This is a genomic window from Kitasatospora sp. NPDC038210 (assembly GCF_055600605.1).
Genome location: NZ_JBVJYK010000015.1, coordinates 1 through 24,238, shown reverse-complemented (window position 1 = coordinate 24,238; position 24,238 = coordinate 1). Strand labels below are relative to the sequence as shown.

At 73.7% G+C, this 24,238-nt stretch carries 16 protein-coding genes; 8 read left to right on the top strand and 8 right to left on the bottom strand.

The window, feature by feature from the left end:
- Positions 1 to 2: 2 nt before the first annotated feature.
- Positions 3 to 938, bottom strand: coding sequence for an HAD family hydrolase (locus tag ACZ7KX_RS27845; RefSeq protein WP_470328850.1), 936 nt, complete (start codon positions 936 to 938; stop codon positions 3 to 5).
- A gap of 1,012 nt (positions 939 to 1,950) precedes the next feature.
- Here ACZ7KX_RS27845 and ACZ7KX_RS27840 point away from each other — a divergent pair.
- Positions 1,951 to 2,490 (top strand): universal stress protein, encoded by a 540-nt coding sequence (locus ACZ7KX_RS27840; protein ID WP_470328849.1) that lies wholly within the window; start codon positions 1,951 to 1,953, stop codon positions 2,488 to 2,490.
- Between the two features lie 233 nt (positions 2,491 to 2,723).
- On the opposite strand, the gene ACZ7KX_RS27835 is transcribed toward ACZ7KX_RS27840, so the two are convergent.
- The 4 genes from ACZ7KX_RS27835 to ACZ7KX_RS27820 form a co-directional block, all read right to left on the bottom strand.
- Positions 2,724 to 3,914 carry an acyl-CoA dehydrogenase family protein gene (locus tag ACZ7KX_RS27835; RefSeq protein WP_396551598.1) on the bottom strand — a complete coding sequence of 397 codons (1,191 nt, stop codon included), beginning with the start codon at positions 3,912 to 3,914 and terminating at the stop codon, positions 2,724 to 2,726.
- Between the two features lie 180 nt (positions 3,915 to 4,094).
- Positions 4,095 to 5,081, bottom strand: coding sequence for a hydroxymethylglutaryl-CoA lyase (locus tag ACZ7KX_RS27830; protein ID WP_470328848.1), 987 nt, complete (start codon positions 5,079 to 5,081; stop codon positions 4,095 to 4,097).
- The gene (locus ACZ7KX_RS27825) at positions 5,078 to 7,372 is read right to left on the bottom strand and encodes an ATP-binding protein (RefSeq protein WP_470328847.1); all 2,295 of its coding nucleotides are present in this window, start codon (positions 7,370 to 7,372) and stop codon (positions 5,078 to 5,080) included. The genes ACZ7KX_RS27830 and ACZ7KX_RS27825 overlap by 4 nt, the downstream gene beginning before the upstream one ends.
- 143 nt (positions 7,373 to 7,515) lie before the next feature.
- Positions 7,516 to 9,228 carry a carboxyl transferase domain-containing protein gene (locus ACZ7KX_RS27820; protein ID WP_470328846.1) on the bottom strand — a complete coding sequence of 571 codons (1,713 nt, stop codon included), beginning with the start codon at positions 9,226 to 9,228 and terminating at the stop codon, positions 7,516 to 7,518.
- Positions 9,229 to 9,355: 127 nt separating this feature from the next.
- Between ACZ7KX_RS27820 and ACZ7KX_RS27815 the strand changes: the two genes are divergently transcribed.
- Together ACZ7KX_RS27815 and ACZ7KX_RS27810 are read left to right on the top strand one after the other, a co-directional pair.
- The gene (locus ACZ7KX_RS27815; protein WP_470328845.1) at positions 9,356 to 10,027 is read left to right on the top strand and encodes a TetR/AcrR family transcriptional regulator; all 672 of its coding nucleotides are present in this window, start codon (positions 9,356 to 9,358) and stop codon (positions 10,025 to 10,027) included.
- A 429-nt stretch (positions 10,028 to 10,456) separates the two neighbouring features.
- Positions 10,457 to 14,539, top strand: a complete 4,083-nt coding sequence (locus ACZ7KX_RS27810) for an ABC transporter ATP-binding protein (protein WP_470328844.1) — start codon at positions 10,457 to 10,459, stop codon at positions 14,537 to 14,539.
- 123 nt (positions 14,540 to 14,662) lie between these two features.
- On the opposite strand, the gene ACZ7KX_RS27805 is transcribed toward ACZ7KX_RS27810, so the two are convergent.
- Positions 14,663 to 15,646, bottom strand: a complete 984-nt coding sequence (locus ACZ7KX_RS27805) for an ATP-grasp domain-containing protein (protein ID WP_470328843.1) — start codon at positions 15,644 to 15,646, stop codon at positions 14,663 to 14,665.
- A gap of 195 nt (positions 15,647 to 15,841) precedes the next feature.
- Between ACZ7KX_RS27805 and ACZ7KX_RS27800 the strand changes: the two genes are divergently transcribed.
- Positions 15,842 to 16,387: an NUDIX hydrolase gene (locus tag ACZ7KX_RS27800; protein WP_470328842.1), complete on the top strand. Its 546-nt coding sequence runs from the start codon at positions 15,842 to 15,844 to the stop codon at positions 16,385 to 16,387.
- Between the two features lie 103 nt (positions 16,388 to 16,490).
- On the opposite strand, the gene ACZ7KX_RS27795 is transcribed toward ACZ7KX_RS27800, so the two are convergent.
- Positions 16,491 to 17,693, bottom strand: coding sequence for a hypothetical protein (locus ACZ7KX_RS27795; protein ID WP_470328841.1), 1,203 nt, complete (start codon positions 17,691 to 17,693; stop codon positions 16,491 to 16,493).
- 250 nt (positions 17,694 to 17,943) lie between these two features.
- Entirely contained in the window at positions 17,944 to 19,005 is a 1,062-nt protein-coding gene (locus tag ACZ7KX_RS27790) for an ABC transporter substrate-binding protein (RefSeq protein WP_470329000.1), read from the bottom strand.
- A gap of 302 nt (positions 19,006 to 19,307) precedes the next feature.
- On the opposite strand from ACZ7KX_RS27790, the gene ACZ7KX_RS27785 reads away from it, so the two are divergent.
- From ACZ7KX_RS27785 to ACZ7KX_RS27770, 4 genes are all read left to right on the top strand, one after another.
- Positions 19,308 to 20,879: an APC family permease gene (locus tag ACZ7KX_RS27785; RefSeq protein ID WP_470328840.1), complete on the top strand. Its 1,572-nt coding sequence runs from the start codon at positions 19,308 to 19,310 to the stop codon at positions 20,877 to 20,879.
- A 183-nt stretch (positions 20,880 to 21,062) separates the two neighbouring features.
- Positions 21,063 to 22,202: a tryptophan--tRNA ligase gene (trpS, locus tag ACZ7KX_RS27780; protein WP_470328839.1), complete on the top strand. Its 1,140-nt coding sequence runs from the start codon at positions 21,063 to 21,065 to the stop codon at positions 22,200 to 22,202.
- A gap of 204 nt (positions 22,203 to 22,406) precedes the next feature.
- Complete coding sequence (locus ACZ7KX_RS27775) at positions 22,407 to 23,369, top strand: S66 peptidase family protein (protein ID WP_470328838.1); 963 nt, start codon at positions 22,407 to 22,409, stop codon at positions 23,367 to 23,369.
- Between the two features lie 100 nt (positions 23,370 to 23,469).
- On the top strand, positions 23,470 to 24,132 hold the full coding sequence (locus tag ACZ7KX_RS27770) for a nucleoside/nucleotide kinase family protein (protein ID WP_470328837.1): 663 nt from the start codon (positions 23,470 to 23,472) through the stop codon (positions 24,130 to 24,132).
- Positions 24,133 to 24,238 lie beyond the last annotated feature (106 nt).

Sequence of the window (24,238 nt, the reverse complement as noted above, 5' to 3'; positions counted from 1 at the left end):
CGCTACCCGGCAGCCGCCGCGACGCCGGTGCGGGCGTCGGCGATCACGGCAAACCCGGCTGATCGGTTTCGGACACCGGACCCGGCTCCGGTGCCCGGCGCGCTGCCCGCCCCGGCGTTCGCAGGAACGGGCGCATTCGGACCCGCCGGGGCGGACGCCGTCGAACGTGCGCCGGACCGTGCGCCGACCAGCGCCTCCTCCGTCCCCACCGGCGCTCCGGCAGCCCTCCGCCTGGCGGGGCCGCCGCTGCGGATCCCCGGCCGGGGCGACGGCGCGTTCCGCGCGGCGAGCACCTGGCCGACGGCCTCCGGCAGCCCGGCCGCCTTCAACGTCGGCCGGTAGCCGCTCTCCGCCCACGGCCGGCCGTGGTGCAGCCAGACGCTGCGCAGCCCGGTCAGTTCGGCCCCGGCGATGTCCGCGGGCGCGTGGTCCCCGATCATCCAGGTGTGCGCGGCCCAGTCCCCGGTGGGCGCGATGCCGCAGCGCTGGGCGGCCATCTCGAAGATCAGCGGATCCGGTTTGACGCAGTCCGCCTCCTCGGAGATGACCCAGCCGTCGACCAGTGGCCCCAGACCGGTCCGCCGGATCTTCTCCAACTGAGGCCGGGTGCCGCCGTTGCTGACGATCCCGAGCGTCCACCCGGCCGCCCGCGCGGCCTGCAGGGCCTCGATGTGCCGGGGCGGGCAGTGGATGTGGGAGTTGATGCCGCGTCGGTAGTGGGCGAGCAGGAAGTCGGCGGAGACGTCCAGGCCGTAGCGGCGCCGAACCGCGGACAGTACGGTGCTGCGCGGCACGTAGCCGCCGCCGTCGATGGTGACGAACCAGTCGAGGTCGCCGGGCGGAAGGCCGTGATCGGACAGGAAGTCCTGCGCCCACGCCCGGAAAGCGGCGTCCCGGGGGAGCAGCGTGTTGTCGAGGTCGAACAGGAGCAGGGGCATGCCGAGCATGGTGCCAGCGCCTGCGGCTATGCACCTGGCAAATGCCAGAGCGCGTCGCGAAGCCGTACCAAGTGGCTGGATCGGGCTCCGACAGCTGGCGTACGGATCCCGTCCGGGCCGGGTGCGGGTGGTGCAGGGGCAGGTCGGTGGGGCTGTCGTGACTGCCGGGGCGTCACGGTTCGCGACGTGCCGCAACGGATCGTCGCCGATCAATGACAGTCCGGTCACGGTGTCCCGCGGGCCTGTTGCGCCGCCCGGTCCGCTCAGTCAAGCTCCAGGGAACCTCCTTTCCGGAGGGGGCGCGATCGCCTGCGGACAGGGCGCACTGCCACGGCGGGCGCATCCCCCTTTCGCGGGAACAACGTCGCTCCGGGGCTTCGCCGCTGGGCCTGGCCCCGCGCCCGTCGTACTCTGAAAGGAACAGGTCACATACGGTGCTGCGCGGTGCAGACCGACGTCATCCCGTGGGCGGGCCTGCCGCCCGGGCAGCGTTGTCCTCTCCTGTCGGCCCCTCTCCCTCGAAGAGCCGTGAGCCATGGCTGGTTTTGAGCCTCCCCGACCGGTCGAACCGGACTCGCCCCGCAGTGCGGGAGCGGCGACCGGGAGTGGAGACGGCGTCCGCACGAACCTCGGTCCGGTGGACGGGCACGCCGTCGAGCGCACCGTCGGCGGCACGGGTGATCTTGCGGACGGCCCCGCGGACCGCGGAGCGGACGGAGCGAACGGCGGCCCTGCCGACGAGCACCGGGACGCGCACGCCGCTGGCCACGCCGATGGGCATGCCGGTGGGCATGCCGGTGCGTACTCCGAGCCGCGAACCGTTGCTCGCGGGGAGGCCCCGCGGCGCGTCGAGGCGACTCGGCCTGCTGAGTCGGCCGCAGGTGGCGACGGACCCCACGGTCTCGCGCGCGCTCTGCGTGGTCTCGCCCGCCGTGGCAGCCTCGCCCGCCGTGACCGCCCTGGGCCCCGCCAACGGCGCGGAGCGGCCCCGGCCGACCCTGCGGGGCCTCCGGTGACGGGCCGCCTGGGCCCGGGCGCGGAGCGTCCGGAAGCGTCTTCCGGCGCGGCCGACCCGTTCGACGGGCTCATCGAGCCGTCGGCGCAGGACGCCCCCGCGCCGTCGCTCGACCCGACGTTCCAGCACGGTGTGGTGGTCGGCTTCGACGGCTCGCTGTCGAGCGAGCGCGCGCTCGCCTACGCGGTCGGCATGGCGCGCCGTTCGCAGTGCGGCCTGGTGATCGTGCACGTGGCCAACCGTCTGCCGGCCACGGTCTGGGCCGGCTGTGAGCCTCCCGTCTTCGTCGACCTCCCCGACCACCGGACCGAGGTCCTCGGCCTGGAGCTCGCCTGCGCGGACTTCCTCGCCGGGGTGCCGTGGATCCTGGTCGAGCGCGGCGGCGACATCTGCCACGAGATCGAGGAGGTCGGCCGCGAGTACGCCGCCGACGCGATCGTCGTCGGCACGACGCACGGCCTGCTCGGCAAGATCTTCGGCTCGGTCTCCGGCCGGCTGGCGCGGCGGGCCAACCGCCCGGTGATCGTGATCCCCTGAGGGATCGTCCGGTCGTCTCCTGCTGCTGCCCCTCCTGTTGCCTCCTCCGCCATGGCCCGCTCCTCAACGCCGTTGATGGAGCGGGAGGTTGACTCGGCAGGCTCGGCTCAGGCCGCGACTGCCGCGGAAACCTCCGCAGCCGTCACAGCCGTCACAGACGCCGCGGCCGTGACGGTCACGAAGGCGCCGTCACGGCCGCGCGGGTCACCGACCCGACGGTCGGCGACCCGCGGTCACGAGGTGATGCCGAGCTCCCGGGCGATGAGCATCCGCTGGACCTCGGACGTGCCCTCCCCGATCTCCAGGATCTTGCTGTCGCGCCAGAAGCGCGCCACCGGGAATTCGTTCATGAAGCCGTACCCGCCGTGGATCTGGGTCGCCTCGCGGGCGTTGTCGACGGCGGCCTCGGACGAGTACAGCTTCGCGATCGCGGCCTCCTTCTTGAACGGTTCACCGTGCAGCATCCGGGAAGCGGCGTCCCGCCAGGCCAGGCGGGAGGTGTGGGCGCGCAGCTCCATGTCGGCAAGCTTGAACTGGACGGCCTGGTTGGCGCCGATCGGCCGGCCGAAGGCCCGGCGCTCGCCGGCGTACTTCACGGACTCGTCGACGCAGCCCTGGGCCAGGCCGGTGGCCAGGGCCGCGATCGCGATGCGGCCCTCGTCGAGGATCCGCAGGAACTGGGCGTAGCCTCGGCCACGCTCGCCCAGCAGGTTGGCCGCGGGAACGCGGCAGTCGGTAAAGGACAGTTCGCGGGTGTCGGATGCGTTCCACCCGACCTTCGAGTACTTCTTCGAGACCTGGAACCCCGGGGTCCCGGTGGGCACGATGATGGAGGAGATCTCCCGCGTGGGCGAGCGGAATTCGCCTTCTTCACTCGAACGAGCGATCGGTTCGGTGAGCGCGGTGACGGTGACCAGGCCGGTGATGTCGGTACCGGAGTTGGTGATGAAGCACTTGGTGCCGTTGATGACCCACTCGTCGGTGGTCTCGTCGTACCGCGCGGTGGTGCGGGTGGCGCCGGCGTCGGAGCCGCCCTCCGGCTCGGTGAGGCCGAAGGCGCCGAGGAGTTCGCCCGAGGTCAGCCGGGGCAGCCACTCGCGCTTCTGCTCCTCCGTGCCGAAGCGGTAGATCGGCATCGCGCCGAGCGAGACGGCGGCCTCCAGCGTGATCGCCACCGAGGAGTCGACGCGGGCGAGTTCCTCCAGGGCGAGGCCGAGGGCGAAGTAGTCGCCGCCCATGCCGCCGTACTCCTCCGAGAAGGGCAGGCCGAAGAGGCCCATCCGCCCCATCTCGCGGACGATCTCGTAGGGGAACTCCTCGCGCTCGTAGAACTCGCCGATCTTCGGCGCCACCACGTCCTGGGCGAACTCGGCGACGGTGCGCCGGAGGTCCTCGTACTCGCTGCTGAGTCGGTGGTCGAGCATGGTGATCCTCCTGATGCCCGGCCTGGTGGCCGCGGGCGTGAGCGGGACGACCGGCGTCGGTCGGTCGGACGGACGCGCGGGTGCGGTCGGGGGTGGGTGGGTGAGGGACGGGCGGGGTGGGTGGCGCCGGCCGGACCGTACGGGCGCGGCCGGCGCCGGAGCGGGGGCGGGGCGGGGCGGTCAGCCCCGGGCGGCGCCGAGCAGCGCCTGGACGGTGCGGGACGGGCTCGGGCGGCCGAGGCGCTCGGCCATCCAGCCGCTGGTCGCGACGAGGGCGCGCAGGTCCACGCCGGTCCGGACGCCGAGTCCGTGCAGCATCCAGACCAGGTCCTCGGTGGCCAGGTTGCCGGTGGCGCTCTTCGCGTACGGGCAGCCGCCCAGGCCGCCCGCCGAGGCGTCCACCGTGGTGACGCCCTCGCGCAGCGCCGCCAGGGTGTTGCTGAGCGCCTGGCCGTAGGTGTCGTGGAAGTGCACGGCGAGCCGGTCGGCCGGCACCCCGGCCCGGGCGAAGCCGGTCAGCAGGGCGCTCACCTGGCCCGGGGTGGCCACGCCGATGGTGTCGCCGAGGCTCAGTTCGGAGCAGCCCATCTCCAGCAGCCGGACGCCGTGGCGGACCACCTGCGGGATGGGGACGGGCCCCTCCCACGGGTCGCCGAAGCACATCGAGAGGTAGCCGCGGACCGCGACCCCCGCCCCGGTCGCCCGGGTCACGACCGGCTGGAACATCGCCATGGCCTCGTCCGCCGAGCGGTTGAGGTTGCGGCGGGCGAAGGTCTCGGTGGCGCTGGCGAACACCGCGATGTCGCCGGCGTGGTGGGCGAGCGCGCGGTCCAGGCCGCGCTCGTTGGGCACCAGGACCGGCAGCCGCAGGCCGGGGTGGCGCTCCGGCAGCTCGGCGAGCCTGGGCATCAGGTCCTCGGCGTCGGCCAGCTGGGGCACCCACTTCGGGTGCACGAAGCTGGTGGCCTCGACGGTGCGCAGGCCGGCGGCGGCGAGCCGGGCGATGAACTCGGCCTTGACCTCGACGGGCACCATGGCGCCCTCGTTCTGCAGGCCGTCGCGGGGGCCGACCTCGTGGATCCGGACCTCCTCGGGCAGGCCGGGGGCGCGGACGGGGTCGGGCAGGCCCAGGTCGAGGGCGTCGGGCTCGCGGGTGGGGGTGGTCACGACCGCACCTCCGCGGGTTCGGCGGGCGCGGTGGCAGTCCCGGCGGCGGTCTCCCCGGACGCGGCCGCCTCGACCGGGGTGACCACGACCAGCAGGTCCTCCATCGCGACGGTGGCGCCGGCGGTGGCCCGCAGCTCGGCGACCACGCCGTCGTGCGGCGCGGCGATCACGTGTTCCATCTTCATGGCCTCCAGCACGAGCAGGGGCTGGCCCTTGCGGACCGTCTCGCCCGCCGTGGTCTTGACGACGGTGACCGTGCCGGGCATCGGGGCGGTCAGGGCGCCGTGGTGGGCGCCGGCCCCGGCGGCGCTCTCGACGGCCGGGTCGTAGGCGTGCAGCGGCCAGGCGTCGCCCTCGATGCCGAGCCAGGTCACCGGTCCGGCGGCGAGGCCGGGGGTGGCGTCGGTGGCCAGCGAGAAGGTGGTCTGCAGGCCGTCGACGGTCAGGTGCAGCCGGTCGCCGGCCAGGGCCGCGCGGGCGCGGTGCACCGGCCCCTCGCCGAGCCGGAGCTCCACCTCGCGGGCCCGCCCGGCGGAATTGTCAGTGGCGTCGACTACGTTGCCCGCAGTGATCGAACGGATGCGCACCGACACCGGGTCCTGGCCGGGGGTACGGAGTCGGTGGGTGGTCCAGGCGGGGGTGCCGCTCAGGCGCCAGCCGGAGGGAAGGGAGAACGGGTCGGTCCAGCCGCCGGGGGTGGCGGCCGGGGTGAGTTCCAGGTGCCGTGCGAGCGCGGCCGCGAAGTAGAGGAGGTGCGCGGGCGACGGCGGTTCGGCCGCTGCGGCGTCGGTCCCGTTCCCGGGGTGGGCGGGCGTCGTGGCCTCGGCCGGAGCGGTCGCGTTGACGGGAGAGTACGACGCGGTGAGCAGGGCTGGCTGCTGCTGGGCGGTCTGCTCCACCAGGCCGGTGTCCAGTCGGCCGGCGGCGACCTCGGGGTGTGCGAGGAGCCGCCGCAGGAAGCCGGTGTTGGTGGTGACGCCCAGGATGCGGGTGTCGGCCAGCGCGGCGCGGAGCCGGCGCAGCGCGGTCGGGCGGTCGGGCCCGTACGCGATGACCTTGGCGAGCATGGGGTCGTAGGCGCTGGTGATGACGGTTCCGGGGGCGACCCCGGAGTCGACGCGGATGCCCTCGCCCCGGGGCTCGTCCAGGGTGAGGATGCGGCCGCCGGTGGGCAGGAAGTCCCGTTCCGGGTCCTCGGCGCAGATGCGGGCCTCGATGGCGTGGCCCAGGAAGGAGACGTCGGACTGGGCGAAGGAGAGCCGTTCGCCGGCGGCGACGCGCAGCTGCCACTCGACCAGGTCCAGCCTGGTCGCGTCGGCGCCGACGGCGACGGCGAGTTCGGTGACGGGGTGTTCCACCTGGAGACGGGTGTTCATCTCCATGAAGAAGAAGTCCCGCACCCCCTCGGCGGCGGAGGCGGGGGCGTCCGGGTCGATGCCGGGGACGATGAACTCCACGGTGCCGGCCCCGGTGTAGCCGCAGGACTCCGCGGCGCGGACGGCCGCGGCGCCCATCGCGGCGCGGGTCTCGGCATTGAGGAGAACGGAGGGAGCCTCTTCGATCAGCTTCTGGTGGCGGCGCTGCAGGCTGCACTCGCGCTCGCCGAGGTGGACGGTGGTGCCGTGGGCGTCGGCCAGCACCTGCACCTCGATGTGGCGCGGCCGGTCGATCCAGCGCTCCAGCAGCAGGGTGTCGTCACCGAAGGCGGTCCGTGCGACGCGGCGGGCGCCGGCGATCTCGGCGGGCAGCTCGGCCCGGTCCCGCACGAGGCGCATGCCCTTGCCGCCGCCGCCGGCGGACGGCTTGAGCAGCACCGGGTAGCCGATCTCGTCGGCGGCGGCGACGAGTTCCTCGTCGGTGGGCGCGGTGGCCTGGCTGCCCGGGACCACCGGGACCCCGGCGGCCCGGACGGCTTCCTTGGCGTTGATCTTGTCGCCCATCAGCTCGACCGCACCGGGAGGCGGTCCGATGAAGACGAGGCCGGCGTCGGCGCAGGCGCGGGCGAAGCCGGCGTTCTCGGCGAGGAAGCCGTAACCGGGGTGGACGGCCTGGGCACCGGTGCGGCGGGCGGCGGCGAGGATCTGGTCGGTCCGCAGGTAGGTCTCGGCCGCCGAGCTGTCGCTGCGGTCGGCCGGGCCGAGCCGGACCGCGACGTCCGCCTCGCGGACGTGCGGAGCGTCGGCGTCCGCGTCGCTGAACACGGCGACCGAGCGGACACCGAGCCGCCGCAGGGTGCGGATCACCCGGAGGGCGATCTCGCCGCGGTTGGCGACCAGAACTGTGTCGAACATGGGAGGCGTTCCTCCGGGTCGAGGGGAGCCGTACGAAGGAGGTGGCGGTGGGCGGTCGGGCGCCGGCCCGGGGTCGGACCGGCGCCGTAGACGTCACACCCGGAAGGGAGGGATCACGAACGCAGGGGCGCCATGACGAGGAATCACATGCGGAAGACGCCGTACGGGGCCGGCGGTGCCAGCGGGGCGTTGGCGCAGGCGGTGAGCGCGAGGCCGACGACGGTGCGGGTGTCCATCGGGTCGATCACACCGTCGTCCCAGAGCCGGGCGGAGGCGTAGTAGGCGTTGCCCTGGCGCTCGTACTGCTCGCGGACGGGGCGCTTGAACTCCTCCTCCGCCTCGGTCGGCCACTGCTCGCCGTGCGCCTCCAGCTGGTCGCGGCGGACGGTGGCGAGCACGGAGGCCGCCTGCTCACCGCCCATCACGGAGATCTTGGCGCCCGGCCACATCCACAGGAAGCGGGGTGAGTAGGCCCGGCCGCACATCGAGTAGTTGCCGGCCCCGTAGGAGCCGCCGACCACCACGGTGAGCTTCGGGACGCGGGTGCAGGCGACGGCGTTGACCATCTTGGCGCCGTGCTTGGCGATGCCGCCCGCCTCGTACTGCCGGCCGACCATGAATCCGGTGATGTTCTGCAGGAAGAGGAGGGGGATGCCGCGCTGGTCGCACAACTCGATGAAGTGGGCGCCCTTGAGGGCCGACTCGGAGAACAGCACGCCGTTGTTGGCGACGATGCCGACCGGGTGGCCGTGGATCCGGGCGAAGCCGGTGACCAGGGTTGCGCCGTACTCCGCCTTGAACTCGGCGAAGCGGCTGCCGTCCACCAGGCGGGCGATCACCTCGCGCACGTCGTAGGGCGTGCGCGGGTCGACCGGGACGGCTCCGTACAGGCCCGCCGGGTCCACGGTCGGCGGTTCGACGGGGGCGAGCGGCCAGGGCTTGGCCGCGCGCGGGCCGAGCCCGGCGACGATGGTGCGGACGATGGAGAGGGCGTGGGCGTCGTCCTCGGCCAGGTGGTCCGTCACGCCCGAGGTGCGGGAGTGCAGGTCGCCGCCGCCGAGCTCCTCGGCGGTGACCACCTCGCCGGTGGCGGCCTTCACCAGTGGCGGCCCGCCCAGGAAGATCGTGCCCTGGTTGCGGACGATCACGGCCTGGTCGCTCATCGCCGGGACGTACGCGCCGCCGGCCGTGCAGGAGCCGAGTACCGCGGCGATCTGCGGGATGCCCGAGGCGGAGAGCCTGGCCTGGTTGTAGAAGATCCGGCCGAAGTGGTCGCGGTCCGGGAAGACCTCGTCCTGCATCGGGAGGAAGGCGCCGCCGGAGTCCACCAGGTAGACACAGGGCAGCCGGTTCTCCAGCGCGACCTCCTGGGCGCGCAGGTGCTTCTTCACCGTCATCGGGTAGTAGGTGCCGCCCTTGACGGTGGCGTCGTTGGCGACCACCACCACCTCGCGTCCGGCGACCCGCCCGATGCCGGCGATCACCCCGGCCGCGGGCGCCGCCCCGTCGTACATCCCGTCGGCGGCCAGCGGGGCCAGCTCCAGGAAGGGCGAGCCCGGGTCGAGCAGGGTGTCCACCCGGTCGCGGGGCAGGAGCTTGCCGCGTGCGGTGTGCCGGGCGCGGGCCTTGGCGCCGCCGCCCTGGGCGGCCGCGTCGAGCTTCGAGCGCAACTCGGCGACCAGCTCCTGGTGCGCCTCGGTGTTGGCGCGGTAGGCCGCGGAGCCCGGGTCGACGGAGGTGCCGAGCCGGGGCGCCGGTGCGGCGGCTCCGGGCGGTGGGGCGGTCGGCGCCGCCGCCGTGCCGTTCGCCGCGCTGAGCTGGATGCCGGTGGGTGCGCCGGCGGTTGAGATGACCATTCCCAAGAGCTCCCTTGCCCTCGGCACCAGGTGGGCGCCTCGGCGCCCATGGAGTCCCACGTTAATTAACGTTAACTTACGCCGCCCAGGTTAACGACCGATAACCCGACTGTCTACGATGGACGGCATGCCGAACGTCCCCGCAACCTCTGCGCTCCCACGCCGCGACCAGATCCGCCGGGAGGCCGCGCGACTGTTCGCGGCCCGGGGCTTCCTCGGCGTGGGCGTGGACGAGATCGGCAAGGCCGTCGGGATCAGCGGTCCCGGGCTCTACCGCCACTTCGCCGGCAAGGACGCGATGCTCGCCGACCTGCTGATCGGCATCAGCGAGCGCCTGCTGGAGGAGGGGCGCCGCCGGGCGGGCGGTGGCGACGGTCCGGTCGCCGCACTGGACGCGCTGATCGGCGGCCACGTCGACTTCGCCCTGGACGACCGCGACCTGATCACCCTGCACGACCGCGAGCTGCTGAACCTCAAGGAGGAGGACCGTCGTACGGTCCGCCGGCTCCAGCGCGGCTACGTCGAGCTGTGGGTGGACGTGGTCCGGCAGGCCTACCCGCCGCTGGCCGAGCCCGCCGCCGAGCCGGTGGCGCGCGCCGCCGTGCACGCCGTCTTCGGCCTGATCAACTCGACCCCGCACAGCGTCGGCTCGAACCCCGGCCAGGGGGAGCGGTCCGGCCAGGGCGACCGGTCCGGTCTGCAGCGCGACGGCATGGCCGCCCTGCTGCACACCCTCGCCCACGGCGCCTTCGCCGCCGCCGCGGACGCGGCCGGCTCGGGCTCGTCGGTGCCCGAGTAGGAGCGGAGCCGTTCCGCCGGGAGCGGCGTCGTTCCGCCGCGCCGCGCCCTTCTCCCAGGCCGCGCCCTTCTCCCAGGCCGCGCGCTTCCCCAGGCCGCGCGCTTCCCCGGGCTGCGCGCGTCCCGCCGGGCTTCGCTTCCCGCGGGGCACCGGCCGCTTACGTGCACGTCCCCGCCCGGAGGCCTAGGCCGAAAGGACTGCGCCGGACCGCCCCCGGTCGCTGGGCACCTGCACGGGCGGTCGGCGACCCTGGATGCGGGCGGCGGTCGATGCCGGCCGCGCGGATGTTCGATCGGGAATCTCCGCCGGCCGCGAGCTGTTGCCCAGTCCGCCGGACCGGACGATCCGGGCTGCCGCGGCCCGCCCCGAACCCACCCGGGTTGGAAACGCCGTAGCGGCCACCCGACGAAATGGTTAGCATCCCTAAATATGCCTGAGACTCACGGATCCACGGTGGAGCAATCCCCGAGCGGCCCACCGGCCCCCGGCTCGACGACCCCGGAGGCCGTCGTCGGCGAGCGCGCCGCCGGGACGGACCCCGCCGACGGGCGAACCGAGCCCGCCGGCTGGCTGCGCCGCCTCGTCGGATACAGCTGGCGGTCGCGCCGCAGCCTGCTGCTCGCCTTCGGCGCCTCGCTCCTCGGCATGGCCGTCACCGCGCTGGTGCCGCTGGTCACCAAGCTGATCATCGACGACGTCATCGTCGCCCACACCCGCTCGCTGGCCCCCTGGGCGGTGGTGCTGCTGCTGGCCGCCGTCGTGGTCTTCGGCTGCACCCAGGTCCGCCGCTACTACGGGGGCCAGCTCGCCCTCGACGTGCAGCACGACCTGCGCAGCGACCTGTTCCGGTCGCTCGGCCGGCTCGACGGCCACCGCCAGGACCGGCTGGACACCGGGCAGGTGGTCGGGCGTGCGACCTCCGACCTCCAGCTGGTCAACGGCCTGCTCTCGATGGTGCCGATGATGACCGGCTACCTGCTGATGTTCGTCATGTCGCTGATCGTGATGCTCTGGCTGTCCCCGCCGCTCACCCTGGTCGCCCTGGTCATGGCGCCCGCGCTGTGGTGGGTCTCCGTGCTCAGCCGCAAGCGCCTGTTCCCCTCCACCTGGGCGGCCCAGCAGGAGGCGGCCGCCGTCGCGGGCGTGGTGGACGGTGCGATCGGCGGCGTCCGGGTGGTCAAGGGCTTCGGTCAGGAGGCGCAGGAGCTCGACAAGCTGGAGCAGGCGTCCCGCAACCTGTTCGCGGCCCGGCTGCGTTCGATCCGGCTCAACGCCCGCTACAACCCCGCGATGCAGGCGATCCCGGCCCTCGCCCAGGTCGCCGTCCTGGCCTTCGGCGGCTGGCTGGCGGTCGACGGCCAGGTCTCGCTCGGGACCTTCGTCGCCTTCTCGACGTACGTGGCGCAGATGACCGGCCCGGTCCGGATGCTGACCATGATCATCACGGTCGGCCAGCAGGCCCGGGCAGGCGTGGAGCGCGTCCTGCAGCTGATCGACGAGCGTCCGCTGGTCCAGGAACGCCCGGACGCGCTCACCCTGGACCTCACCGCGGACCCCGCCCCGGATCCGGCGCACGACGACATCCCGTCCGGCACCACCCCGTCCGGCACCGCCCCGTCCGGCACCGCCCCGTCCGGCGCCCTCGCACACGGCTCCGTCCCGGCGGGCGACACCCCGCGGCAGGCCGCCGTCGGCCCCCGGACCCTCGACGTCGCCCTGGAGTTCGACCAGGTCGAGTTCCGCTACGACCCCGAGCACCCCGCACCCGTGCTGCACGGCCTCAGCCTGAAGCTGGCCCCCGGCGAGACCCTCGCCGTGGTCGGCGCCTCCGGCTCCGGAAAGTCGACGGTGGCCCAGCTGGTGCCCCGCTTCTACGACCCGGCCGCCGGTGCCGTCCGCCTCTACGGCCACGACCTGCGGGACCTCACCCTGGACTCGGTCCGGGCGACGGTCGGCATCGTCCCGGAGGAGAGCTTCCTGTTCTCCGAGTCGGTCCGCACCAACATCGCCTACGGCCGCCCGGACGCCACCGACGAGCAGGTGGTCGCGGCCGCGCGCGCCGCCCAGGCCGACGAGTTCGTCCGTGCGCTCCCGGACGGTTACGAGACCAGGGTCGGCGAGCAGGGCCTGACCCTCTCCGGCGGCCAGCGCCAGCGCATCGCCCTGGCCCGGGCGATCCTCACGGACCCCCGGATCCTGCTGCTGGACGACGCCACCTCGGCGGTGGACCCGCAGGTCGAGGCGGAGATCCACGACGCGCTGCGCTCGGTGATGACCGGCCGCACCACGCTGCTGATCGCCCACCGCCGTTCGACCCTCCAGCTCGCCGACCGGATCGCCGTCCTGGACCACGGCCGCCTGCTGGACCTCGGTACGCACGAGGAACTCGAAGCCCGATGTCCCCAGTACCGGGCGCTGATCACCGATCCCGAGGCGGGTCGTCCGCAGAGCGGGGTACCCGCCGAACCGCAGGCCGATCCGGCCGCCGACGCGACGGTCGCCCGGCACCAGGACTCCAGGCAGCCGTCGGCCGTGCAGGCGTCCGACCGGACACCGTCCGACCGGACACCGTCCGACCGGAAGCCGTCCGCCGAGCAGCCGACCGCTCCCACCACCCCCGAGCTCCCGACCCCCGCCCTGTCCAAGGCCGCCCGCACCGCGGACCCCGACCTGCTGGACAAGGTCGCCGCCCTCCCGCCCGCTGACGACACTCCGGCCGTCGCCCGCCCCGAGGCCGAGGCCGGCGACCCGGACTTCAGCCTGAGCCGCCTGCTGCGCCCCTTCCGCACTCCGCTGCTCATCGCCCTGCTGCTGGTCGCGCTGGACGCGGCGGCCGGCCTGGTCCTGCCGGTGCTGATCCGGCACGGCATCGACGAGGGCGTCCGCAAGGGCCTGATGTCCGGCGTCGCGGTGGCCTCGCTCACCGCACTGGTCGTGGTGCTGCTGGACTGGCTGGTGCAGGGTGCCGAGAACCGGGTCAGCGGCCGCACCGGTGAGCGCGTCCTCTACACGCTCCGGCTGAAGATCTTCGCCCACCTCAACCGGCTCGGCCTGGACTACTACGAGCGCGAGCTGACCGGCCGGATCATGACCCGGATGACCACGGACCTGGACTCGCTGACGTCCTTCCTGCAGACCGGCATGGTCACCGCCGTGGTCAGCCTGCTGACCTTCGCCGGGATCTTCGCCGCCCTGCTGATCATCGACGCAGGCCTGGCCCTGGTGGTCTTCGCGGTGCTGCCGCTGCTGGTGATCGCCACGCTGGTGTTCCGCAAGAAGTCCAAGGACCAGTACGAGCGCTCCCGCGACCTGATCAGCGCCGTCAACGCCGACCTCCAGGAGAACGTGGCCGGCATGCGGATCGTGCAGGCCTTCCGCCGCCTGGACACCAACACCGACCGCTTCGTGGCGCGCGGCATCGCGTACCGCGAGGCCCGGGTCCGCGCGCAGCTGTACATCTCGCTGTACTTCCCGTTCGTCCAGTTCCTCTCCAGCGTGGCCGCCGCGCTGGTGCTGATCGTCGGCGCCGCCCGGGTCGACGCCGGAACGCTGACGGTCGGCGCGCTGGTCGCGTACCTGCTCTACATCGACCTGTTCTTCGCACCGGTCAACCAGCTGTCCCAGGTCTTCGACGGCTACCAGCAGGCCTCGGTGGGCCTCGGCCGGATCCGCGAGCTGCTGCGCACGCCGACGACCACGGCCCCGGCGGCCGACCCGGTCCCGGTGCCCAAGGGGCTGCGCGGCGAGATCGACTTCGAGGGGGTCGGCTTCGCCTACAACGGCGGAGCGGACGGTGCCCCGAAGGTGCTGACCGACGTGAACCTGCACATCCCGGCCGGGCAGACGGTGGCACTGGTCGGTGAGACCGGCGCCGGGAAGTCGACGCTGGTGAAGCTGGTCGCCCGGTTCTACGACGCGACCGAGGGCACCGTCCGGGTGGACGGGGTCGACCTCACCCGCTACGACCTGGCGCAGTACCGCCACCGTCTGGGCGTGGTGCCGCAGGAGGCCTACCTGTTCGCCGGCACGGTCCGCGAGGCCATCGCGTACGGCCGGCCGGGCGCCTCGGCCGAGGAGGTGGAGGCGGCGGCCCGGGCGGTGGGCGCGCACGACATGATCGTCCGGCTCTCCGGCGGCTACGACCACGAGGTGGCCGGCCGCGGCCGCAACCTCTCGGCGGGTCAGCGCCAGCTGATCGCGCTGGCCCGTGCCGAACTGGTCGACCCGGACGTCCTGTTGCTCGACGAGGCCACCGCGGCGCTCGACCTCGCCACCGAGGCGGCGGTCAACCACGCCGCGGACCGGCTCAGCGGCGGTCGGACCACGCTGGTCATCGCCCACCGCCTGACCACCGCCGAGCGTGCCGACCGGGTGATCGTGCTGGACCACGGCCGGGTGGTCGAGGACGGCACCCACACCGAACTGCTCGCTCTGGACGGCACCTACGCCCGGCTCTGGCAGGCGTTCATCGCGGACGGCCACCCGGCCGCCGAGAGCGTCGCCGCCGGGTAGCCCTCGGGCTGCTCCCCGGACGGGCCCGGTCCGGGGAGCGCCCTGCCCGCGATCTGCCGGGCGGCCCGCCCGACGCGACCCATCGGGGGAGACCGTCACGCGAGACCTGCCAGGCGAGACCCGTCAGGCGGTGATCAGCGAGGTCAGCAGCCCCGAGGGGTCGATTCCGCGCGGCAGGTCGCTCACCTGTCCGTCCCCGACCTCGACCACCCGCCAGCCGGAGCCGTCGGCCCGGCTGGCGAGGTCAGTGGTGACGAAGCGGCAGCCGAGCCTCCGGACCAGCGCCCGGACCTCGGTGAGGTCGGGCTCGACGTTCCGGCGAGGGGCGTCCGGATGCGGCCCGACGAGGATCGGCCGGCCGTCCAGCCACCACACCCGCGCCTCCACGGCCCGCCCGCCCGTACCCGGTTCGTCCCCCATGCCACCGTCGGAGCCGCGGGCGCCCCCGGAGCCCTCAGCGCCCCCGGAGCCCTCAGCGCCCCCGGAGCCGCCAACGCCGCCGGCGTGCTCGAACTCCTCGTAGCGCCGCAGCACCACCCCGCCGGCCAGGAACTCGCCCTGCAGCTCGACGAACCGCCGCACCACCCGCGCGACGGCCGGCAGGTCGGCCAACTCCGGTACGTAGCAAGCCTCGTGCCACTCGTGCTTGCGGGACTTCACGTAGTCCTTGACGATCGCCGGGCCGCTCCCGCCGAGTCGGGCCGCGGCCGCCGACAGCTCCTGCGGCCCGGGCGCCACCGGTCCGTCCGACGGGATCCAGGCGCTCGTCGGCGTCGCTCCCTCGAACACGCCGTACCAGCCGGGCAGTTCATGCGCTGCCGCGTAACCGGGCGCGCTGGTCAGGAGGTTGCCGCCGCGTGCCGTGAGCGCGGCGGCGAAGCCGGCGTACCGGGCGGAGGGGAGCATCCACCCCCGGTACCAGAGCGGTCCGCTGTCCCGCGGCACCCGCCGGACCGCCTCCGGGGCCCGTCCGGCGAGCAGCGCGTCGTGGTCGACGAGGTGGTGCTCGCCACCCAACTCCCGCAGCCTGGCTTCCCACGCGAAGTGCGGATCGGGCCGGCGCGGGTTGAGCGGATCGACGGGGAAGATGATCGCGGGTACGGGCATGGCCGTCAGGGTACGGCGAACGGGCAGGTCCGGCGCCCGCGCCGGGCGGTTCGGGAGCCAGAAGGACCCGAAGGACCCCAGGGATGTGAAGGCCCCCCGAGGACTCGAAGGGCTCGAAGGGCTCGCAGCGCACGAAGGCCGGACGGAGCGACGCATCCGCTCGACGTTCCAGGGGCCCGCTGCGAGAGTGATCCGATGCGAAACCCGATGCGCAATCTGCTGCGCCCCCACAAGCGCGTGCCGCGACAGGCCGCCCGCACGGTGGTCCTGGACGAGGACGGCTCGGTGTTCCTGCTCCGTTCGGACAACGACGAGGTCGGCGTCCACTGGACGATGCCGGGTGGCGGACTGGAGGCCGGCGAGTCCCCGCGGGAGGGGGCCCGGCGCGAGCTGTGGGAGGAGACCGGCTGGACCGACCTCGAACCCGGCCCGCTGCTCTGCACCTGGGAACACGACTTCACCTGGCACGGCACCCCGGTGCGCCAGCACGAGCACATCTACCTCACCGGTGGACCACACCGCGGCCCGGTCGGTGACGTGAGCGCGGTGCACGCCGTCGACCGGATCCTCGACTGGCGCTGGTGGACCCCGGCCGACCTCGCCGACGAGAACGCCGACGCACTGTGGCCGCCCCGGCTTCCGGAGCTGCTGGACACCGTCCGCCGGGGCTGGGCCGTGGACGGCAACCCGCCGGTGCCCGTCGACCTCGGGTACGTCCCGAACGCCCCGGCGGTCCGCTGACCGTCGACCGGCAGCGGCCCACCCCCCTGCCCACCCCCACGGGGCCGGCGGTATCCGTCCGGCGGTGTCGGGGGCGGGGGTCGCCAGGCGTCGGCGCGTGCTGTCAGGGCCGCCCGCGGCGTCGGCCCCGCGCGCCCGGACCGGTCTCCCAGCCGTGCAGTTCCAGCTCCCGGTCGTGCAGCGCGCTCGGGTTCATCAGCACCGTCAGCCGGGCGCCCGCGAGCTGCTCGTAGCCGAGACCGGTCGCGGCCAGCAGCTGCTCGGTCGGCACCGAGACGGCGATGGCGGGGCGCCAGGAGGGCAACACCACCAGGCTGGTGCCGCGGCCGACCCGGATCGGCTCGGCCGCCACCCGGACCGGCGCCCGCTCCTCCGGCCGACCGACGGGCTCGGGCAGACCGGGGCTCCCACCGATCAGGATGCCGAGCTGCGGTTCGGTGTGCGGCGCCTCGGCGTGGAGGGCGCCGCCGTCCAGGTGTGCCGCGGTCGCGGCACCGGCCCCCGGCACCACCTGATCCGCCACCACCCCCGCCGTACCGCCGAGTTCGCCCGTCCGTGCGGCGCCACCCGGGAGGCCCGCCCCGGCGGGGCCGGCCGCGGCCGTCTCCCGTGCGGTCGCCTCCTGCCCGTCCGGTGCGGCCTGCGGGTGCATCCGGCGCAGTCGGCGCGAGGGCGACGGCCGCAGGGGCCCGAAGGCCCGCAGCTCCTCGCGCACCGAACGCTGCGCCGGTACGGACGGGACGCCCTCCGGCGCGACGACCGACGGGAAGCGGACGAATCCGACCTCGGCCTCGGCCTCGACGTCAGCCCCGGCCTCTGCCCCGGTGACGCCGCTGCTCCCGGCGCCGCCGTCGGCCTCCTCCTTCTTCTCCTCCTCGCCGAGCATCGCCCGGACCTCCGCGACCGGCCGACGGCACGCGGCCGCCAGCTCGGCGACCGAGCGGCCCTCGGTCCGTGCGGCCCGCAGCCGTTCGGCGAACGCCGCCCGCAGGCGTGCCGCCGTCGGGTCGCCGTCCACCGTGGAGGGGTCCGGTACGGAGACTTTCGCGGGGAGGGCGAGCGCGTCCGCATCGTCCCGGCTGCGCGGCTGCGGCACCGAGTCGTGGCGGGGCGAGGGGGCCCGGCGGACCACCCCGTCGGCGGACCCGGGTGCGACCGTGCCCGTCTCGACGGCGGTCGCGATCGAGCACATCGGGCCGGCCGCGGCGGCCGGCCCGGGTACAGCGGGCGGGGGTGCGGATCCGGCGCTCTCCCCGGGCGGGCCGGGCGGGCGCGGATCGGTTGCGGCGAGGTGGGGCGAGGTCATCGGCGGGCCCTTCGGGGGACGGTCCCGACGATCCTCCCGCACCGCGCGACCAGCTCCAAGCGTCCGACCCGGCGGTGTGCGTGCGACCACCGCACGACCACACGAGGGCATCCGGAAGGATCCGCGGGAGGACCGGCCCGGGGGCATCCGGAAGGACCGCGCGAGGATCAGCCCGAGGACTCCCGGAAGGGCCCGAGCGAGGATCGCGGAAGATCGCCGCCGCGCCGCCGCCCGTGCCGACGGCGCCCGGTCAACTGCCGGGCGCGACGAACCCCTTGAGGTCGGCGAGGACCGCGTTCGCCGCCATGACGCCGAGCCCGAGGAACCAGGTCTCGTCCGAAACCGGCCGGGCCTGCCCGGACTTGACCGCTCCGAGGGTCTTCCAGAGCGCGCCGCCCAGCACCGTGTCCTGGTTGGTCGAGCTCGGGCTGCCGTACACGCCGTAGAAGATCCAGTCGGCGTCGGCCTTGTCGATCTGCTCCGGGCCGACCTCCACCGCGAGCTCCTTGACCTGCTCGATCGTGGGCTGCGGCAGCGGAACGTCGGTGAGGACGGTGCCGATGAAGGAGAGTTCGGCGTAGAGCCGGGTGCGGCCCGGCATGAAGCGCAGGGGTGTGATGGTGGGCCGCTTGTCTCCGAGTCCGGCGCCGATCGCGGTGGCCGCCGCGCGGTAGGCGTCGAGTTGCGCCCCGGCCTCGGCCTCCAGGCCGAACGTGCTCGCGTTGAGCAGGAAGTTCTGCTTCCAGGGGTAGCCGGGGCGGAGCGAGAAGACGGTCGGTGCGATCTTGGACAGCTGTGCGTACTGGTCCTGGGCGCGCAGTTGGCTGCCGAGGATCAGGTCCGGCTTGAGCGCGGCGATCGCTTCCAGGTTGAGGCTGTTGATGGTGCCGACGGCGGCGGGGCTGCCGGCCTTGTCCTTGAGGTAGGACGGCAGGGACTTGGAAGCGTCGGCGTGGACGACGCCGACCGGCTGGATGCCGAGCGAGACGACGTTGTCGAGCTCGCCGGTGTCCAGCACCACGACCCGGGTGGGCCTGGCCGGGATGGCGGTCTCGCCCATCGCGTGCTTGACGGTCCGCGGGTAGACGCCGGGTGCGGCGTCGCTGCCGAAGCCCTTCATCTTCTCGATGACGGTGGCGTAGTCGTCGCCGCCCTGCTTGACCGACTTCCGGTCGGGCGCGGAGCCGCCACCAGGGGCCGATCCGCCGGAGCCGCCGGAGCCGGCCGAACCACCGGAGCCGCCCGAGCTGCCGCAGGCGGCCAGCAGGCCGCCGAGGCCGAGCACCGTCCCGCCGGCGATCCCGGCCCTCAGGAACCTGCGGCGGTCGGGGGCGCGGGGGACGAGGGCCAGGTCGTCGGAGGTGGGGGCCACGCGACGCTCCTTCACGGGTCGGAACGGGGAGATTGAAGTTAGGCGAGGCTAACCTATCTCGATCTGCCGTGCGCTACCGAGAGGGGGCCCGGAGGGGGTTCGGGGGAGGAGTCAAGAGGAGAAAAGTCATCGTAAGTGCAAAAAATCACCAAGAGTTGGTCTATTCAACATTCCGTGTCCGCACTTAGAGTGCGCTGGTGTTTGATCAGCAGCTCTCAGAGCACACGAGTAGCGGCCGGGCAATGGCGCCCGACGCTCCGCACGGTGCCCCGGTCAGTGGCACCAGTGGTGGAGTCCCCGACCCGGGGACGGCCGGGGGAGCGGGGGACAAGGGTCTACGGGGCGGTTCCGTGGGCCTGCTGGGCAGTGTGGTGCTGGGCGTCTCGACGGTCGCCCCGGTCTACTGCCTGACCGCGACGCTCGGCCCGACCGTCACCGCGGTCGGCGTCCGGATGCCCGCGGTCTTCCTGGCCGGCTTCCTGCCGATGCTGCTCGTCGCGTTCGCCTACAAGGAGCTGAACAAGGACTTCCCGGACTGCGGAACGTCCTTCACCTGGACCGCCAAGGCCTTCGGCCCCAGGGTCGGCTGGATGGCCGGCTGGGGGCTGACCGTCGCGACGATCATCGTGCTCTCCAACCTGGCCGGGGTGGCGACCGAATTCCTCTACCTGATGCTCGGCGAGATGACCGGCAGCGGCTGGGTCGCCGATCTCGACCAGAACACGGCCGTCCACCTGCTCACCGTCGTCCTGCTGATAGCCGGTGCCACCGCGATGAGCTACCGGGGGATGACCGCCACCAAGTGGTTCCAGTACGGTCTGGTCGGGCTCCAGCTGGCCGTGCTGCTGCTGTTCGCGGCGATCGCCGTCGGCAAGGCCGCCGCCGGTGACCTGCCCGACTCGATCGGCTTCTCCCTCTCCTGGCTCGACCCGCTCCAGGTGGGCTCGTTCAGCGCGTTCACCGCCGGACTGTCGCTGTCGATCTTCATGTACTGGGGTTGGGACACCTGCCTCACCATGAACGAGGAGACCCTCGGGAGCGCCAAGACCCCCGGCCGCGCCGCGATGATCTCCATGGTCACCCTGGTCGGCTCGTACCTGCTGGTCGCGATCGCCGCCCAGATGTTCGCCGGCGTCGGCACCACCGGCACCGGTCTGGGCAACCCGGAGACGGCCGACAACGTCTTCGCCGCGCTGGCCCGCCCGGTGCTCGGCTCGCCGTGGAGCATCCTGCTCTTCCTGGCCGTGGTCGCCAGCGCAGCCGCCAGCCTGCAGACCACCTTCATCCCGGTGGCCCGCACCCTGCTCGCGATGAGCGCCTACCGCGCCGTGCCGCCGCGCTTCGGCGCCGTCCACCCGCGCTTCCGCACCCCCGGCTACGCCACCGTGGCGGCCGGCATCGCCACCGCGGTCTTCTACGTCGGCATGAGCCTGATCAGCGAGAACGTCGTCGAGGACACCATCCTGGCGCTCGGCCTGATGATCTGCTTCTACTACGCGCTGACCGCCTTCGCCTGCGTCTGGTACTTCCGCCGCTCGCTGCGCACCGGCCCGCGCGACCTGCTGCTCAAGGGCATCGCCCCGTTCCTCGGCGGCCTGCTGCTGAGCGCGGTCTTCCTGCAGACCCTCACCGACGCCTGGGCCCCCGACTACGGCAGCGGAGCCGTCCTCGGCATCGGCTCGGTGTTCGTCATCGGCGTCGGCATCCTGCTGCTCGGCGCGCTGCTGATGACCTGCTACGGCCTGGTGCGGCCGGAGTTCTTCCGCGGCGAGACGCTGCGCAAGGAAACTCCCGCGCTGGTGATGGAGGACTGACGCTACGCTGGGGCGCATGAAGCGCTTCGTGGGCCTGTGCTGGTGGCCGTCCTAGGACGGCCACCAGCACTCGCCTGACCAGGGCCGTCCGGGATGGACGGCCCTGTTGCGTTTTCCCCGCTCTCCCGCGGGAGGGGCCCCTCGCCCCGGACGGCCGCCACACCGCCGCACCGAGGAGAACCCGTGACCACCGAGACCGCCGCCCCGCCCGTCACTTCCGCGACCTACGCGACCTCCGCGCCCGCCGCCGAGTCCGCTGCTGCCGTCGCCGCGCCCGCCGCCGCTGCGCCCGGCACTGCAGCCGCCGAGACCGCCCTGATCGACGACCCGACCGCCCACCGCGTCCTCACCGGGGACCGCCCCACCGGCCCGCTCCACCTCGGCCACTACTTCGGCACCCTGCGCAACCGCGTCCGACTGCAGGACCAGGGCGTCGAGATGTTCGTCGTGGTCGCCGACTACCAGGTCATCACCGACCGCGACCTCGCCGACCGGCTCGCCGAGCACACCGAGAACCTCGTCCTCGACTACCTCGCGGCCGGCCTCGACCCCGAGCGGTCCACGATCTTCGCGCACAGCGCCGTTCCCGCCCTCAACCAACTGCTGCTGCCCTTCCTCAGCCTGGTCAGCGTCGCCGAACTGAACCGGAACCCCACCGTCAAGGACGAGATCGCCCACTCCCGCCAGTCCGCGGTGAGCGGGCTGATGTTCACCTACCCCGTCCACCAGGCCGCCGACATCCTCTTCTGCAAGGCCGACCTCGTCCCGGTCGGTCAGGACCAGCTGCCCCACCTCGAAGTCGCCCGCACCGTCGCCCGCCGCTTCAACGAGCGCTATCCGCACGCCGACGGCAGCGCCGTCTTCCCCCGCCCGCAGGCCCTGCTCTCCGACGCCCCGATGCTGCTCGGCACCGACGGCGGAAAGATGAGCAAGAGCCGGGGCAACGCAGTCGCCCTGGGTGCCACCGAGGACGAAACCGCCCGGATCATCCGCGGCGCCAGGACCGACGCCGACCGCCGCATCGGCTACGACCCGGTCGCCCGCCCCGAGGTGTCCAGCCTCGTCCTGCTCGCCGCGCTCTGCCAGGACCGCGCCCCCGAGGCCGTCGCCGAGGAGATCGGGGACGGCGGCGCCGCCGCGCTCAAGCGCGTCGTCACCGAGTCCGTCAACGACTACCTCCGGCCATTGCGCGCCCGCCGTGCCGAGCTCGCCGCCGACCGCGGACACCTCCGGCAGATCCTGCGCGAGGGCGCCGAGCGGGCCAATGCCGTCGCCGACGCCACCCTGAGGGAGGTCCGGGAGGTGATGGGCGCCGTGATCTGAAGAACCCTCACCCCGGCGGGCCCGCACGCCGCAGACGTCCGCGCCCGGACGCCGTCCGTCGGGTCCCGTCCTTACGACCCCCGTCCTTCGGGCACCGCCCCTCGGACATCGGCCGGTCACCGCGGGGGCATATCGTCACCGGGCGGCCGCGACCACACCGCGGCCGTCCGTCCCCGCTCCCGCGCCCGAAAGGCGGCCCGGCCCATGGACCAGCACCCGACCACACCCGGCCAGGGGCTGACCCGTCCGCCGCACCTGCGCCCCGGCGACCACATCGCCGTCGTCGCCACCAGCGGCCCGATCGAACCCGAACGCCTCACCGCCGGCTGCGCCATCCTCCGCTCCTGGGGGCTGCGCGTCACCGTCGCCCCGCACGTCCTCGACACCCACCCCGCCCTCGGCTACCTCGCCGGCACCGACGCGGACCGTGCCGCCGACCTCCAGAGCGCCTGGCTCGACCCCACCGTCGACGCCGTCATCTGCGCCCGCGGCGGCTACGGGGTGCACCGGATGGTCGACCTGCTCGACTGGACGGCGATGCGTGCCTCCGCACCCAAGCCCTTCATCGGCTTCAGCGACGTCAGCTCCCTGCACGAGGCCTTCGCCCGGCACCTGGGCCTCGTCACCTTCTACGGGCCGCTGGCCGCGGGCGCCTCCTTCATCTCCGACGGCCCCACCGCCGAGCACCTGCGCCGCACCCTCTTCGACCCCGCCGCCACCACGGTCCTCACCTCGGCCACCGCCGGCCCGCTCGTTCCCGGCCGCGCCCGCGGCGTCACCGCCGGAGGATGCGTCCACGTCCTCGCCGCCGAGCGCGGCACACCGGCGGCCCGTCCCTCCTACGAGGGCAGCATCCTGATGCTCGAAGACGTCAACGAGCACCCGTACCAGCTGGACCGCCTCCTCACCCAGTTCCTGCGCTCCGGCGCCCTCGACGGCGTGGCCGGCATCGCCCTCGGCTCCTGGGAAGGCTGCGGACGGCCCGAGCGGGTCCGCGAGGTGATGCTCGACCGGCTCGGCGGACTCGGCATACCGGTGCTCTGGGAGCTGGGCTTCGGCCACTGCCCGTCCACCCTGACCGTTCCGCTGGGCGTCCCCGCCCTGCTCGACGCCGAAGCCGGCACACTCACCCTGGACGCGCCCGCGCTGGCCGAGCGGGCGGCCTGAGCGTCCGGTCGCCGGCGGCCCATGTCGTCGAAGGCCGGGGCGTCGAAAGAGGGGTCGTCGAAGGCCCGGTTCCCCCGGCCCCGGTGAGTAAGGTGCGGCCATGAACGAGGACCGCCTCACCGACCTTGCCCTCGGCTTCCTCCGCGGCCCGGGCAGCAACGCCCGCACGATCCTCGGACTTGCCGGCCCGCCCGGTGCCGGCAAGTCCACCCTGGCCCGCCACCTGGTCGCCGAGGCCGAGCGCGCCGAAGGACCGGGCACCGCCGCCTACGTCCCGCTCGACGGCTTCCACCTCTCCGGGGCCCAGCTCGACCGCCTGGGCCTGACCCACCGCAAGGGCGCCCCGGCCACCTTCGACGCCCACGGCTACGTCGCCCTGCTGCGCCGCATCGCCGCCGACCGCTTCCAGGACATCTACGTCCCTGACTTCGACCGCACCCTGGACGAACCGGTCGCCGCCCGCCACGTGGTCCGCCCGCACACCCGCCTCGTCATCACCGAGGGCAACTACCTCGCGTCCGCCGACACTCCGTGGCCGGACGCCCGCCGCCTGCTGCGCGAACTCTGGTACGTCCACGCCGACGACACCGTCCGCGAGGAGCGGCTCCTCGGCCGCCACCGCGCCGGCGGTCGCGACGAGGCCGGCGCCCGGCATTGGGTCACCGGCAACGACCACCCCAACGGTGAGTACGTGAAGCCCGGGCAGGCGCTCTGCACCCGGACCGTCTCCGGGACGGGCGGGTTTGCCTTCGAGGCCGGATAGGCGTAGTGTTTCCTAGTCGCTCGGCAGGGAGCACCGGACACGCATCGGCGCGGACGGTCCCGGGGCGGCCAATCCTCTGAAACACCACTTCCCAGGTTCGGGCTGG